Below are 16,100 nucleotides of genomic sequence, written 5' to 3'. Positions count from 1 at the left end.
GAGAACATCATGAGCTATCAAAAACTCAGTCGTAACCAAATCGCTGAACGTGTGGCACAAGATATCCCTGATGGGGCTTATGTCAATTTAGGCATTGGCTTACCGACCAAGATTGCCAGCTATCTCCCTTCAGACAAGGATGTGTTCCTGCATTCTGAAAATGGCCTATTGGCTTTTGGTCCACCACCAGAAAAAGGCCAAGAAGACCCTGAACTGATCAATGCAGGTAAAGAATATGTGACCATGCTGCAAGGCGGCAGCTTTTTCCATCATGGTGATTCTTTTGCCATGATGCGTGGTGGGCATTTGGATATTGCAGTACTCGGTGCCTTTCAAGTGGCGGCGAATGGTGATTTGGCCAACTGGCATACAGGCGCACCGGATGCGATTCCTGCGGTAGGTGGTGCGATGGATTTAGCCGTAGGTGCCAAGAAAGTCTTCATCACCACCGATCATGTCACCAAACAAGGTGAACCGAAAATCGTCGCTGAACTGAGCTACCCAGCTACGGGTTTGAAATGTGTAGACCGGATCTACACCGATCTATGCGTGATTGATGTTACTAAGACAGGGTTAAAAGTGATTGAAAAAGTCGACGGTTTGAGTTTTGCAGAATTGCAGGGGATGACGGGTGCCACTTTGGTGGATGCGACGCAGGGATAAATGAACCCTCCCTGAACCTCTCCTAAAAGGAGAGGGGAAATCTAGGGGGGATCAAAGGGAAAATGAAATATGAAAAACGCTTATATTATCGATGCCATTCGTACCCCATTTGGCCGTTATGCCGGTGGACTTGCACCAATACGTGCAGATGACTTGGGTGCAGTGCCGATTCAAGCACTGATGCAACGCAACCCAAGCGTAGATTGGAAACAAGTCGATGACGTGATCTACGGCTGTGCTAACCAGGCGGGTGAAGACAACCGTAATGTCGGGCGTATGTCGGCACTGCTTGCAGGTTTACCCGTTGAAGTTCCTGCGACGACTGTGAACCGTTTATGTGGTTCATCACTGGATGCCATTGCGATGGCAGCCCGTTCGATTAAAGCGGGTGAAGCGGATCTGATCATTGCAGGTGGCGTAGAAAGCATGTCTCGTGCACCCTTTGTAATGGGTAAATCAGAAACAGCATATGGCCGTAGCCAGAAGATTGAAGACACCACCATGGGCTGGCGTTTTATCAATCCAAAGCTTAAAGCGATGTATGGTGTAGACACCATGCCGCAGACGGCTGAAAACGTGGCGCAACAATTTAATATTGGTCGAGCAGATCAAGATCAGTTTGCCTTGACAAGTCAACAGCGTACAGCAGCCGCTCAGGCCCAAGGCTTTTTTAAACAAGAGATCACTCCTGTGAATATTCCACAGCGTAAGGGTGATCCAATTGTGGTGGATACCGATGAACATCCACGTGCATCGACTACCTTAGAAGGTTTGGCAAAACTTAAGCCAGTCGTGACAGCAGAGGGCAGCGTCACTGCGGGAAATGCGTCAGGCATCAATGACGGTGCGGCTGCTGTGCTGATTGCCTCAGAACAAGCGGTTGAACAGTACCAGCTTAAACCACGTGCCAAAATCATTGCTTCAACGTCAGTGGGTATAGAACCGCGCATTATGGGCTTTGCACCTGCGCCTGCCATCAAAAAGCTACTCAAACAAGCCAATCTCAGCATCGAGCAGATGGATGTGATTGAACTGAATGAAGCTTTTGCGGCACAGGCACTGGCCGTTACCCGTGATTTAGGTCTGGCAGATGACACGACACAAGTGAATCCCAATGGTGGGGCGATTGCGATTGGTCATCCACTGGGTGCATCGGGTGCGCGTTTAGTCACCACAGCTTTAAACCAATTAGAACAAACGGGTGGCACGTATGCCCTATGTTCAATGTGTATTGGTGTCGGTCAAGGTATTGCAATGATTATTCAGCGCGTTTAGAGCAGAGTTAAGGATAGCGATCATGAGCCAGTTATATGCCAGCTTATTTTACCAAAACGAGGTGACTGAAATTTTCAGTGATCGCGCGTTGGTGTCTTACATGATTGAGGCGGAAGTTGCCTTGGCACAAGCACAGGCTCAAGTCGGTGTCATTCCAGAATCTGCGGCAACAGCAATTTCAAACATCACAGCAACTGCAATTGATCAGATTGACTTTGATGCTTTAGCTATTGCAACAGGCTTGGCGGGCAATATCGCGATTCCTTTTGTGAAGCAATTGACTGCGATTGTGAAACAAAGTGATGAAGATGCTGCGCGTTATGTGCATTGGGGCGCAACCAGTCAAGACATTTTAGACACTGCCTGTATTTTGCAATGTCGTGCTGCAATGACGCATGTTGAAGCTTTAATTCACCAATGTTACCGCACTGCATTGACCCAAGCTGAACAGTATCGCTCACAAGTCATGATTGGGCGCACGTGGTTGCAGCAAGGCCTACCCATTACGTTAGGTCATAAATTAGCGCGTTGGGCTTCGGCCTTTCGTCGTGATTTGGCCCGTATTGAAGCCATGAAATCACGCGTGTTTACTGCTCAGTTGGGCGGTGCTGTGGGTTCATTGGCATCTTTGCAGAATCAAGGCACAGCAGTTGTACAAGCATTTGCAGCACAGTTACAACTTTCTGTTCCAAGCTGTACTTGGCATGGTGAACGAGACCGTATTGTCGAAGTGGCGAGTGTTCTAGCAATAGTGACAGGTAGTCTGGGCAAAATGGCGCGTGACTGGTCTTTGATGATGCAAACTGAAATTGCTGAAGTGTTTGAGCCGGCAGCGAAAGGGCGTGGTGGGTCATCGACGATGCCACACAAGCGTAATCCTGTTGCTGCGGCATCCGTTTTGGCAGCAGCCAATCGTGTACCTGTACTGATGTCAAGTTTGTACCAAAGCATGGTGCAGGAACATGAGCGTAGTCTAGGTGGATGGCATGCAGAATGGCTGGCATTGCCTGAAATTTTCCAACTGTGTGCAGGCGCTTTAGAGCGGACTTTAGACGTGTTACAAGGCATGCAAGTCAATGCTGAAAATATGCAACGCAATTTAGATTGCACGCAGGGTTTGATCATGGCAGAAGCGGTGATGATGGCTTTGGCACCGCATATGGGACGCTTACAGGCTCATCATCTGGTAGAGGACGCGTGTAAAACAGCTGTTGCAAAAGGCGTGCACTTAAAAGAGGTCATTACTGAACTCGATCAAGTCAAAGCCTATTTTAGCGCAGCTCAGATTTCAGAAATTTTTAAACCAGCATCATATCTCGGCAATATTCAAGACCAAATTGATGCGGTTTTGCAGGAAGCAAAAGGAGAGGCAAAGTGAATATCACGATGACCAATCGTCAAGGCAAGACTTTATCTGTTGCAATCAGTGGGCAAGACCATGCACCTGTGATTGTATTTTCAAACTCGCTCGGTACCGATCAAGGCATGTGGCAGCCACAAGTTGCTGCCTTCGAACAGCAGTTCAAAGTGGTGACTTATGACACGCGTGGTCATGGGCAAAGTGATGTGATTGAGCAGACCACTGTACAAAATCTTGCAGAAGATGTGATTGATATTCTGAATGGTTTAAACATTGAAAAAGCGCATTTCTGCGGCATTTCAATGGGTGGCATGACGGCTTTGTGGCTCGGTATTCACCATGCAGATCGTTTTCATAGCATCACTGTGGCGAATTCAGCAGCCAAAATTTGGACTGAAGAAGGTTGGAATACTCGTGCAGATGCTGCGACAGCCAATGGCTTAGCAGATTTGGTCGCGACTACGCATACACGCTGGTTTAGTGAGCAGTTTGATTATCAACACGATGCTTTGGCGCAGCGCACTATTCAGTCTTTAGCCACTACGCCAGCACTGGGCTATGCAGAATCTTGCCGAGCGCTCGCGCAAGCAGATCTATCTACTCAAATTCAACAGATTCAGATTCCAACTTTAGTGATTGCAGGCGCATTTGACCCAGTTACGACAGTGGCAGATGGAGTCTTTATGCAACAACAGATTCAAAATAGTGAATTAGCGGTGATTGATGCATCGCATCTTTCCAATATTGAGCAACCTGAGCTGTTTACCCAAACCCTCAGTCAGTTCATTGGATCGATTCAATAGTTTAAGGATTTTTAAAAGGACTTTCAGCCCAAGGAGGCAGGTATGGCGTCTCAGGAATACGCTACTCAAAAAACGAGTATAGACGCACAAGCACTGATTAATGATGCACCGATTAGCAAATATCAGTGGTTGATCGCAATTGTATGTTTCTTCATTGTTTTTGTTGACGGTATTGATACTGCAGCAATGGGTTTTATTGCTCCAGCCTTGGCACAAGACTGGGGAATAGACCGATCGCAACTGGGTCCAGTCATGAGTGCGGCTTTAGGCGGCATGATTATTGGTGCTTTGGTGTCTGGTCCAACTGCTGACCGCTTTGGGCGAAAGATTGTTTTAAGTGTTTCGATGCTGATTTTTGGTGGCTTTACTTTGGCATCGGCATATGCAGCTGACTTAAATACCTTGGTAATACTGCGCTTTTTAACCGGTATTGGTTTGGGTGCTGCGATGCCGAATGCAACCACACTATTTTCTGAATATTGCCCGCAGCGCTCACGCTCGTTACTCGTGACTTGTATGTTCTGTGGATACAACTTGGGTATGGCGACAGGTGGTTTCATCAGCAGTTGGTTGATCCCAACCTTTGGTTGGCACAGCTTATTCTTATTGGGCGGTTGGTCGCCACTGATCTTGATGATCTTGGTGATTTTCTTCCTGCCAGAATCCTATCGTTTCTTGATTGTGAAAGGTCGTGACAGCGAAAAAGTCCGCAAAATTTTGACGCGTATTGCACCTGAAAAAGTACAGGGTGTTACTGAGTTTCATGTACCTGAAGAAAAAACCGAAGGTGCAGAGAAGAAAGGTGTGTTTGGCATGCTGTTCTCTCAGAAATATGTCAAAGGTACGGTTTTATTGTGGCTGACCTATTTCATGGGTTTGGTGATGATTTATCTACTCACCAGTTGGTTACCAACCTTAATGCGTGAAACTGGCGCAACCATGGAACGCGCTGCATTTATTGGTGGTTTATTCCAGTTTGGCGGTGTACTCAGTGCTTTATTTATTGGCTGGGCAATGGACCGTTTCAATCCGAACCGCATTATTGCAGGCTTCTACTTTGTCGCTGGGATCTTTGCCTTTGCCGTTGGTCAGAGCTTAGCAAATCCAACCTTACTTGCCATTTTAGTGCTTTGTGCAGGTGTTGCAATTAATGGTGCGCAGTCAGCAATGCCAGCACTGAGTGCACGTTTTTATCCAACCCAATGCCGTGCAACAGGTGTGGCATGGATGTCTGGGATTGGACGTTTTGGTGCGGTATTTGGTGCATGGATTGGCGCAGTTTTACTGGGCAATGACTGGTCGTTTACAGCTATTTTAAGTCTGCTGTTAATTCCAGCAACAGCAGCAGCAGTCGCTATTTTTGTTAAATCACTGGTTGCACATACCGATGCGATCTAATTGAGGTTTCTCCCATGAATGATGAACAACGTTATGAACAAGGAATCACCGTACGCACCGAAGTGCTGGGTGAAAAGCATGTCGGTCGTTCACTTGAGAACTTGAATGATTTCAATGCCGACTTTCAAAATTTTATTAGCCGTTTTGCGTGGGGCGAAGTCTGGTCTAGACCAGGTATGCCGCGCCACACCCGTAGCTTAGTCACCATTGCGGTTTTATTGGCACTGGGCCGTGAAGACGAACTACGTATGCATTTACGTGCTTGTTTTAACAATGGTGTGACCAAGGACGACTTAAAAGAGTTGATTTTGCACTGTTCACTGTATGCCGGTTTACCTGCAGCCAATGCAGCTATGCACATGGCAGAAGAAGTTTTTGCAGATTTGGGCATTGCCCCGCAAAAGCTGAGCGAACAGCAGCTCAACCAAGAACAAACCAATCAAGAGTAATGGATTAAGAGGGACGTCACATGTCGCAACTTATTTTAGGTGCTTATGCACAACGCAATACCGATGATCACCCGCCAGCATATGCACCCGGCTATAAAACCAGTGTGTTACGCTCGCCAAAAAATGCATTGATCTCAATTGCAGAAACTTTAACTGAAGTCACAGCACCACATTTTAGTGCAGAGCAGTTTGGTCCAAAAGACAACGATTTGATTTTGAACTATGCCAAAGACGGTTTACCGATTGGTGAGCGTATTGTGGTTCATGGTTTTGTCCGTGATCAGTTCGGTCGTCCAGTCAAAAATGCTTTGCTCGAAGTGTGGCAAGCCAATGCTTCTGGTCGTTATCGTCATCCAAATGATCAGTTTATTGGTGCGATGGACCCGAACTTTGGCGGCTGTGGCCGTATGATGACTGATGCTAACGGCTATTTTGTATTCCGTACCATTAAGCCGGGTCCTTACCCATGGCGTAACCGTATTAATGAATGGCGTCCTGCGCACATCCATTTCTCTTTGATTGCCGATGGTTGGGCGCAACGCCTTATTTCTCAGTTCTATTTTGAAGGTGATCCATTAATTGACAGCTGTCCGATTATTAAAACCATTCCTTCGGAAGAACAACGTCGTGCGCTGATTGCCCTTGAAGATAAGAGCAACTTTATTGAAGCAGACAGTCGTTGTTATCGTTTTGACATCACTTTACGTGGTCGTCGTGCGACATATTTCGAAAATGATTTGACTTAATTCAGGGAGAACAACATGAACCATTGGAATTTTCAGGAATTGCATGAAACGCCATCTCAAACGGGTGGACCATATGTTCACATTGGCTTGTTACCACAACAAGCCAACATTGAAGTCTTTGAAAATAACTTTAATAACCAGCTAGTTAAAGAAAATACTTTAGGTGAACGTATTCGCTTAGAAGGTCAAGTGTTCGACGGTTTAGGCTTGCCGTTACGTGATGTATTGATTGAAATCTGGCAGGCTGATGCCAATGGTGTCTATCCAAGTGATGCCGATATTCAGGATAAACAAGTAGACCCTAATTTCTTGGGCTGGGGCCGTACAGGTGCAGATTTCAATACTGGCTTTTGGAGCTTTAATACCATTAAACCGGGTTCGGTTCCGGGACGTAAAGGTACAACTCAGGCACCGCATATTGCACTGATCATCTTTGCTCGCGGGATTAACATGGGCTTGAATACCCGTGTGTATTTCGAAGATGAAGCTGAAGCCAATGCACAAGATCCTGTACTGAAAGGCATTGAGTGGGCACCTCGTCGTCAAACCCTCATTGCAAAATGTGAAGAGCGTGATGGTGAAGTGGTGTATCGCTTTGACATTCGTATTCAAGGTGAAGATGAAACGGTCTTCTTAGACATCTAATTGTCAGAATTGGCAAGAGCAGCTATTTGATTGCTGCTCTTGCTGCAATGATCCAAGTTTATACGTGGTGATGCTATGACCCATTTCATTCATCCCACGTATGTTTGCGGCTGATGACAAAAGTCAGGCAATAGTTTGAAAATACAAGGAAATGTAATGATTACCATCAAAAAATTAGCAATGCAACTCTGCTTAAGCAGCGCTGTTATCGCAGCAATGCCATCTGCATTTGCAGCTGAATCGGCTCAATCAAGCGCACAACACTATATGGTGAAAAACCTCAATATTGGCGACTTACCTGTCAAAACCATTGTACCGATCACAGCAAAAACAGCAGAGCAAGCCATTGCACAAGCCAAAGTAATTGCGAGTAATCCAGATGCAGATTTGGCTGAGTTTCGCATCGACTTATTGGAATTTTCTGCCGACACCAAAAAAGTAATTGCATTGGGTCAGCAGCTGAATCAAATTTTAAAAGACAAACCGTTGATTGCCACCATTCGTACCCACAACGAAGGCGGAAAAATGACGGTGTCTGATCAAGACTATGAAAAGATTTATCGTGAATACCTGAAAAAGCCATTTATGCAATTGCTGGATATCGAAATGTTCCGCAATGCTGGAAGTGTAGCGAAATTAACGAAGTTGGCACATGACAAGAAAGTGTTGGTGATCATGTCAAATCATGATTTTACCAAGACACCCGATCAACAAGACATAGAAAGCCGCTTATTGAAACAAGATCAGATGGGCGCAGACATTCTCAAAATTGCGGTAATGCCGAAGTCGAAACAAGATGTCTTTACCCTCATGAATGCCACTTTGGCAGTTAGTCAAAAAAGTCAAAAACCACTGCTGACCATGTCGATGGGGCAGTTGGGCACCATTTCACGTGTGGCAACTGCCAATATGGGCGGCAGTCTAAGTTTCGGCATGATTGGTGAAGCGTCTGCCCCAGGTCAAATTGATGTGACTCAATTGAAGCAGTTGCTGAAAACAGTACAACCGACCCCTTAATGCACTGCGATATTCATCTTCAAGGATAGAAAAGGATTTAAAAAATGAAACCATCAACCTTACGCTTCACCACACTGGTTTTGAGTTTAGCGGCTTCAGGTTTTGCCAGTGCAGAAACTTATATTGTGGACCGCTATCAGGACGATACTGCAAAAGGTTCACTGCGTTGGGCGATTGAACAATCGAATGCCAATGCGACGCAAGAAAATGAAATTCAAATCCAGGCCGTGGGTAAAGCACCCTATGTAATTAAACTGAATCAAGCTTTACCGCCAATTAAGTCTTCAGTGAAGATCATTGGGACGCAATGGGACAAAACAGGCGAGTTTATTGCGATTGATGGTTCAAACTATATTAAAGGTGAAGGCGCGAAAGCCTGCCCGGGGGCAAACCCTGAACAGTATGGCACCAATGTCCGTACCACGACTTTACCGGGTTTAGTTCTGCAAGATGTGAATGGTGTGACGCTAAAAGGTCTCGATATTCATCGTTTCTGTATTGGTGTATTAGTGAACCGTTCAAGCAATAACTTGATTCAACATAACCGTATCAGTAATAACTACGGTGGTTCAGGCGTGATGTTGACGGGTGATGACGGTAAGGGCAATCCGACCTCGACCACCACCAATAACAACAAAGTTTTGAACAACTTGTTTGTGGATAACGGCGATGGTCTTGAGCTTACCCGTGGCGCGGCATTTAACCTTGTGGCCAACAATCTATTTACTTCAACCAAAGCTAATCCAGAACCGTCGCAAGGTATCGAAATCCTGTGGGGTAATGACAATGCGGTGGTGGGGAACAAATTTGAAAACTACTCTGATGGTTTGCAAATAAACTGGGGTAAGCGCAATTACATCGCTTATAACGAACTGACCAACAACTCGATAGGCTTTAACCTCACCGGTGATGGCAACATTTTTGACAGTAACAAAGTTCATGGTAACCGTCTTGGCATTGCCATTCGTTCAGAAAAAGATGCCAATGCACGTACAACGTTGACCAAAAACCTCATTTGGGACAATGGCAAAGATATTAAACGCTGTGAAGCGGGTGGTTCGTGTGTACCCAATCAGCGTTTAAGCGCAATTGTTTTTGCTGTGCCTGCGCTTGAACATGCTGGCTTTGTCGGTTCTCGTGGTGGTGGCGTGGTCATTGAAGCGGCGAAACTGCAAAAAACCTGTACACAGCCGAATGAACAAGGCTGTAATGCGATGCCAAACCAAAATATCCAAGCACCGCGTTTAAGTTATAGCAAAGGTCAAGTCACGGCAGAAGTGCAAGCGCAACCGAATCAACGCTATCAGGTTGAGTTCTTTGCCAATCGTCAAGCGAAGAGTCAAGAAGCAGAGCAGTATTTAGGGATGCAAGTTGTGACAACGAATGCACAAGGTCAAGGTCAAGCAACATGGAAAGTGGCAAGTGGTGTGGCCAATGTCACAGCCAATGTGACCGACCATTTGGGTGCAACTTCTGAACTGAGTCCAGCCGTTCGCATTAAATAATAAAAACCGCATGGAAAGCTCATGTGAGTTGAGCTTTCCTCACAAAAAAGGATGTTTGGTATGCAACAACTATTAAAGCTAGGCACATTATCTTTGGCGCTTTTAACTTGCCAATTGGCTTCAGCCAATGAATTTTATTCGGCAGACCGTCAATGGTTATTCGGTGATTGGAACGGTGAACGGAAGCAACTGGAAGATCAAGGTTATAAATTTACAGCAGCAATTATGAGTCAGGCAGCGACCAATTTGGCTGGTGGTTATAACGATGACAACACTTTGGAAAATGCGGGACAACTGACTTTAGGCGCTAATTTTGATTTAAGTAAAATTGCAGGTTGGGAAAATACCACAGCAGGCTTAATGATTACCAAACGTGATGGTAACTCATTAACGTTAGAGCGGATTAAAGACCCGCGTGCCAGCACTTTAGGCAATACTCAAGAAATTTACGGGCGTGGAAAAATCTGGCGCTTAACTCAGGCTTGGATCAAAACGGGATTTGATGATAACCGCGTCCAATTCAAGATTGGTCGTATGGGCATGTCGGATGACTTTAACAGCTCACAATGTGAATTCCAGAACTTGCTGCTTTGTGGTGGTCAGTTAGGTAAATCCATCGGTTCGATCTGGTACAACTGGCCTGTAGGACTCTGGGGCACCAATATTAAATACCAATTTGCACCTGCATGGTCACTTGGTTTGGGCGTGTATGAAGTCAATCCAGACAATGTAAAAACACAATCCAATAGTGATGGTTTTAACCTTGACATGGACAATGTTGAGGGGGCAACCATTCCTTTAGAGTTGGCTTGGAAACCAAAGTTAGCCGCATTTAATAGCTTACCAGGCGAATATAAACTCGGTGCACTGTATTCCACGGCTGAGGCAAAAGACATTCGCAGTGGTGAAATGCAAGATGGAAAATACAGTTTTTGGCTGAATGCACAACAACAACTCACACAACATGGGGCAGATCCGAAGCGCGGTTTATATATTAGTTTTAATGGTGTAGTGAACGATAAGGCCACAACATTTGTAGAAAGTACACAACAACTCGCACTTTGGTACAAAGGTCCTTTCGATAGTCGCCCAAATGATTCCATCGGTTTTGGTTTAGCCAATTATGTCGTGAATGACCGTGCGACGGACAAGCAAATCGCTACCAACGAAGGTCGTGGTTATTACAGTTACGATGCGCTTGCCAGTGACTATGTCCCAATTCAACATGACGAACTCAATGTTGAGTTGAATTATACCTATCAATGGTCACCTGCGGTCATGCTCAGACCAAACTTGCAATACATCTACCAACTGACAGGGGTAAAAGAAGTAGAGGATGCATGGGTGGCTGGTTTAACCATGAAAGTGAATTTTTAACAGTATTTAGATGGAAAATGATTAAAATATAATCAATGTTGCTGTCTAGTTTAAATACGTTAGTCGATGCTTTCACAGGTTTAACCTGTGAAAGCATAAGAATTTATTTGTGATGATAAATGATACTCAAAGGAGAGAGGGAGTGGTCATTTAAACTCACGGCACTTGGAGTAAGATGTATGTCTGAAGCTCAATCTAAGCCAGGAGCCATATTTAAAATATGGTGCTTTATCCTTGGTTTGGCCTTATTGTTAACAGGCCTATTTTATTTAATTGGTGGCGGAAAGCTCATCAGTTTAGGTGGCTCTTGGTACTTCTTTATTGCAGGCTTAGTGACCATCGTTTCAGCGATTTTCATTTTTATAAAAAAAGCCCTTGGGGTTGGATTATTCAGTTTAGTCTTTGTAGGCACTGTCATTTGGGCATTGATTGATACTGGCTTCGAATTTTGGCCACTGCATTCACGCTTAATGTTCCCCGCAGGTTTATTTGCTGCCGTGCTATTTACCTTGCCATCTATTCGTAAATATCAGCAACAAACTGCAATGTCTGCACCTGCTTATGTTGTAGGTGGTCTGACTGTCCTAGGTATGTTGGGTGGTATGTACGGTATGTTTATTCCACATCCAACAGTGGAAGCTTCTGGTCAGGAATTACCGCTTGTCCCAGTGGCACCAAATAAACAGCAAGTCAATTGGGATCATTATGGTAGTGATGCGGGTGGTAGCCGTTTTGCTGCACTCGATCAAATTAACCGAAATAACGTATCTAAACTTAAAGAAGCTTGGCGCTTCCAAACGGGCGATATGACTACAGGTTCGGGTAATGGTGCAGAAGATCAAATGACACCATTACAGGTCGGCAATAAAGTCTTTTTATGTACCCCGCATAACAACATGATTGCTTTAGATGCGGACACAGGTAAACAAATTTGGAAAGCAGAAGTCAACTCTAAAGCCGATGCTTGGGAGCGTTGCCGTGGTGTTGCTTATTTCGACTCAACGCAAGCCTTGGTACAGCCAACCTTGGTAGGCGCAACAGCCGTAACCGCAGTCGCGACCAATACAGCTTGCCCTCGTCGTGTATATACCAACACACCTGATGGTCGTTTAATTGCAGTCAATGCTGATACAGGTGAGCGTTGTAAAGACTTTGGTGTTGATGGTACGGTAAATTTACTTGAAGGCTTAGGTGATGGCACCAAAGCACCACGTTTTGAAGTGACTTCAGCACCGACCATTGCAGGTACGTCGATTGTCATTGGCAGCCGTATTGCCGATAACGTAGGTGCAGACATGCCGGGTGGTGTAATTCGTGCATACGATGTCATTACAGGTAAACTACGTTGGGCGTTCGATCCGCGTAATCCAGATCCGAACTATGTACTTAAACCAGGTGAAACTTATAAGCGTAGTTCAGCCAACTCATGGGCTGCAATGTCTTATGACCCACAAATGAATACCGTGTTCTTACCGATGGGAAGTTCATCAGTTGACCTTTGGGGTGCAAATCGTCAACCCTTAGATCATAAATACAATACTTCGGTATTGGCACTTGATGCGACCACAGGTAAAGAAAAGTGGGTCTATCAAACAGTGCATAATGATTTATGGGACTTTGATTTACCTATGCAACCAAGTTTGGTGGATTTCCCACTGAAAGATGGTTCGACTAAACCTGCTGTAGTCATTGGCACCAAGTCTGGTCAGTTCTTTGTACTTGACCGTGTTACAGGTAAACCATTGACCAAAGTCATTGAACAGCCTGTTAAAGCCGCTGATATTCCAAATGAACAATATAGTTTGACCCAACCACGTTCTATTGAAATGCCACAAATTGGTAATCAAACTCTGACTGAATCAGACATGTGGGGTGCTACACCATTTGATCAATTGATGTGTCGTATTAATTTCAAATCAATGCGCTATGAGGGGCTTTTCACTGCACCGGGTACTGATGTTTCATTGAGCTTTCCGGGTTCACTCGGTGGCATGAACTGGGGTTCAATTGCATTCGACCCAACCCATCGTTATATGTTTGTGAACGACATGCGTTTAGGGCTGTGGATTCAGTTGATCAAACAAACGCCTGAAGACTTGGCGATTCAAGCCAATGGTGGTGAGAAAGTAAATACAGGTATGGGCGCAGTACCAATGAAAGGTACACCATACAAAGTCAACAAAAACCGTTTCTGGTCAGCGTTAAGTATTCCTTGTCAAAAACCGCCTTTTGGCACCATGACCGCAATTGATATGAAAACTCGTCAAATTGCATGGCAGGTTCCTTTGGGTACAGTCGAAGATACAGGTCCGATGGGTATTAAGATGGGCTTAAAAGCACCAATTGGTATGCCAACCATTGGTGGACCAATGGCAACACAGGGTGGTTTAGTGTTCTTTGCTGCAACGCAGGATTACTATTTACGTGCCTTCAATTCATCCAATGGTGAAGAGTTGTGGAAAGCACGTTTACCTGTTGGTAGTCAAGGTACACCAATGAGCTACATTTCACCAAAAACGGGTAAGCAATATGTGGTCATTTCTGCTGGTGGCGCGCGTCAATCGCCTGATCATGGTGATTATGTGATTGCTTACAGTTTAGAAAACTAAAACATATTATTGTTGTGAGAGTCCTTCTGAAAAGAGGGGCTTTCTACATTCCTACCAAGATGATAAGAAAAGGATGTCTTGTGAAAGTACATAATCGCAATCCATTTCCCTTTAACTATGCGTTTTTGACAACGGTTATTTTACAGTCGATGGCATTGCATGCTCAAGATATAGCCGAATATCAACTTCCTGTGATTAAAGTCCAAGCAGTGCGCACTGAAAGTAAATTATTACAGGCACCAGCTTCAATACAGAAAGTAGAAGTTGCGCAATCGCAATCCAACACTCATGTGAATGTGTCTGAACTATTGCAAGGTGTAGCCGGTTTACAAATTAATAACCGTGAAAATTACGCGCAAGATTTGCAAATTTCTATGCGTGGCTTTGGTGCGCGTTCTACTTTTGGTGTGCGTGGGATACGACTGTATGTCGATGGTATTCCTGCAACCATGCCAGATGGTCAGGGACAAAGCTCCAATATTGATTTAGACAGTTTAGACAATATTGAAGTTTTAACAGGTCCATTTTCTGCCATTTATGGTAACTCATCGGGTGGAACCATTCTCACCGAGACCAAAGAAGGGCAAGGGAAAGACTCAATCCAAGTGGGACTCAATGCAGGCAGTCACCATAAGCAACAAGCCAATATTCAATTACAAGGGGGGGCAGAGCAAGCCAATCAACCTGCCTATGTGATCAGTTCTTCCTATTTTGATACGGATGGTTTCCGTGATCATAGCGCTGCGCGAAAAGTGTTGAATAATGCCAAGCTCACTTGGAATTTGGAGGATGGTAGTAAGATTAATTGGCTCATAAACCGTACAAAAATTGAGGCAAATGATCCTCAAGGTTTAAACCGTGCGCAATGGCAAGCCAATCCGAAGCAAGTGAATGATGCTAAAAATATTTATGATGTACGTAAAGAAATTGAACAAACCCAAACAGGGCTGACATGGAACAAACCACTGAATGACCAGCAAGAGTTGTATGGCATGGTCTATTTTGGCAATAGGCAGGTTGTGCAATATCAGTCGATCCCGAGTAGTGCCCAAAAAAATCCACGTCATGCAGGCGGTGTGATCGATTTTGATCGGGATTATTATGGTGCCGACTTCCGTTGGACGGGGAAAGAGTTCTTACCGAATACTACATTTATTGCAGGTTTGGCATTTGATCAGATGCGCGAAAATCGTCAGGGGTATGAAAACTTTGATGCGACAGGGCGTTATGGTGTGAAAGGTGATTTACGTCGTGATGAAAATAATACCTTATGGAATCTCGATCCTTATGTGCAAGCCTCATGGCAGTTCTTGCCAACGTGGCATTTAGATGCAGGTTTACGCTATAGCAATGTGCATTATGAGTCAGATGATCATTACATCACCACAGGCAATGGTGACGACAGTGGTTCAACAGATTATCAAAAGTTACTTCCAACTGTCGCTTTAGGCTGGGATATATTACCTGAGCTTTATGCTTATACAAGCTATGGTAAAGGCTTCGAAACACCAACCTTTACCGAGATGGCCTATCCTACAGTAGGGACTTCAGGCATTAACTTTAATTTAAAACCTGCGACCAGTGATACTGCAGAACTTGGCTTAAAATCGCAGAATACATTAGGGTTATTTACTTTTGCTGTATTTCATACTGAAACTAAAAATGACATTGTGCCTGACGATGCCAATGGCGGGCGTAGCACATTTCGTAATGCAGAAAAAACCTTACGTGAAGGCTTAGAGTTATCGTGGCAAAAACAGCTCTGGCAAGCACTCAATGTTCGAACCAGTTATAGTTATTTAGATGCGACTTTTGATGCTGATATTCCAGCGACCACAACCAAACCGCTGATACAAAAAGGAACATACCTTCCAGGTATTGCCAAGAATCAAGCTTTTGTAGGCTTGGCATGGCAACCTGAGCAGGGCTTTCAGGCAGGCTTAGAAGCACGTTATATGGACAAGATTTATGTCGATGATATCAACTCCGATACTGCACCAAGTTATACCATTGTTGCAGCAAATGTTGGCTATTTGTGGGTTAATAAAGACTGGAAAGTAAATACTTATGCACGAGTCGATAACTTATTTGATCGAAACTATGTGGGTTCCGTGATTGTCAACGATAGCAATAGTCGTTTCTTTGAGCCCGCAGATCGAAGAAATTTTAATGTTGGGCTATCGATAAAGAAAGTATTCTAACATACAAAAAATCAGGCAGTGTCACCAGTTAAGCTGGTGGACTACTGCCACT

At 44.7% G+C, this 16,100-nt stretch carries 13 protein-coding genes; all 13 read left to right on the top strand.

All coding sequences use genetic code 11. The annotated features are described in order from the left end of the window. Window positions 1-9: 9 nt before the first annotated feature. Window positions 10-663, top strand: coding sequence for a 3-oxoacid CoA-transferase subunit B (locus WAE57_RS06685; protein WP_337709439.1), 654 nt, complete (start codon window positions 10-12; stop codon window positions 661-663). 69 nt (window positions 664-732) lie between these two features. Further along, the gene (pcaF, locus tag WAE57_RS06680) at window positions 733-1,938 is read left to right on the top strand and encodes a 3-oxoadipyl-CoA thiolase (protein ID WP_337709437.1); all 1,206 of its coding nucleotides are present in this window, start codon (window positions 733-735) and stop codon (window positions 1,936-1,938) included. 22 nt (window positions 1,939-1,960) lie between these two features. Further along, complete coding sequence (locus WAE57_RS06675; protein WP_337709435.1) at window positions 1,961-3,316, top strand: 3-carboxy-cis,cis-muconate cycloisomerase; 1,356 nt, start codon at window positions 1,961-1,963, stop codon at window positions 3,314-3,316. Next, window positions 3,313-4,101: a 3-oxoadipate enol-lactonase gene (gene pcaD, locus WAE57_RS06670; RefSeq protein ID WP_337709433.1), complete on the top strand. Its 789-nt coding sequence runs from the start codon at window positions 3,313-3,315 to the stop codon at window positions 4,099-4,101. The genes WAE57_RS06675 and pcaD overlap by 4 nt, the downstream gene beginning before the upstream one ends. Window positions 4,102-4,143: 42 nt before the next feature. Next, window positions 4,144-5,499, top strand: a complete 1,356-nt coding sequence (locus WAE57_RS06665; RefSeq protein WP_337709431.1) for an MFS transporter — start codon at window positions 4,144-4,146, stop codon at window positions 5,497-5,499. A 14-nt stretch (window positions 5,500-5,513) separates the two neighbouring features. Next, window positions 5,514-5,948 (top strand): 4-carboxymuconolactone decarboxylase, encoded by a 435-nt coding sequence (gene pcaC, locus WAE57_RS06660; protein WP_219189746.1) that lies wholly within the window; start codon window positions 5,514-5,516, stop codon window positions 5,946-5,948. Between the two features lie 20 nt (window positions 5,949-5,968). Further along, entirely contained in the window at window positions 5,969-6,694 is a 726-nt protein-coding gene (pcaH, locus tag WAE57_RS06655; protein ID WP_337709426.1) for a protocatechuate 3,4-dioxygenase subunit beta, read from the top strand. A 15-nt stretch (window positions 6,695-6,709) separates the two neighbouring features. Continuing rightward, the gene (pcaG, locus tag WAE57_RS06650) at window positions 6,710-7,339 is read left to right on the top strand and encodes a protocatechuate 3,4-dioxygenase subunit alpha (RefSeq protein ID WP_337709424.1); all 630 of its coding nucleotides are present in this window, start codon (window positions 6,710-6,712) and stop codon (window positions 7,337-7,339) included. Between the two features lie 156 nt (window positions 7,340-7,495). After that, the gene (gene aroD / locus WAE57_RS06645; RefSeq protein WP_337709422.1) at window positions 7,496-8,356 is read left to right on the top strand and encodes a type I 3-dehydroquinate dehydratase; all 861 of its coding nucleotides are present in this window, start codon (window positions 7,496-7,498) and stop codon (window positions 8,354-8,356) included. A 44-nt stretch (window positions 8,357-8,400) separates the two neighbouring features. After that, entirely contained in the window at window positions 8,401-9,861 is a 1,461-nt protein-coding gene (locus WAE57_RS06640) for a NosD domain-containing protein (RefSeq protein ID WP_337709420.1), read from the top strand. 60 nt (window positions 9,862-9,921) lie between these two features. Continuing rightward, window positions 9,922-11,238 (top strand): carbohydrate porin, encoded by a 1,317-nt coding sequence (locus tag WAE57_RS06635; protein ID WP_337709417.1) that lies wholly within the window; start codon window positions 9,922-9,924, stop codon window positions 11,236-11,238. Between the two features lie 179 nt (window positions 11,239-11,417). Then, a complete protein-coding gene (locus WAE57_RS06630; protein WP_337709415.1) occupies window positions 11,418-13,847 on the top strand; it encodes a glucose/quinate/shikimate family membrane-bound PQQ-dependent dehydrogenase in 2,430 nt (809 codons plus the stop codon). Between the two features lie 149 nt (window positions 13,848-13,996). Then, window positions 13,997-16,048, top strand: a complete 2,052-nt coding sequence (locus WAE57_RS06625) for a TonB-dependent receptor (protein ID WP_337709577.1) — start codon at window positions 13,997-13,999, stop codon at window positions 16,046-16,048. The last annotated feature ends 52 nt before the right edge of the window (window positions 16,049-16,100 follow it).

The sequence above is a fragment of the Acinetobacter sp. NS-4 genome, from assembly GCF_037402435.1.
Lineage (GTDB): Bacteria > Pseudomonadota > Gammaproteobacteria > Pseudomonadales > Moraxellaceae > Acinetobacter.
The sequence above is the reverse complement of the archived record's forward strand: the minus strand, read 5'-3'. Positions and strand labels throughout refer to the sequence as shown.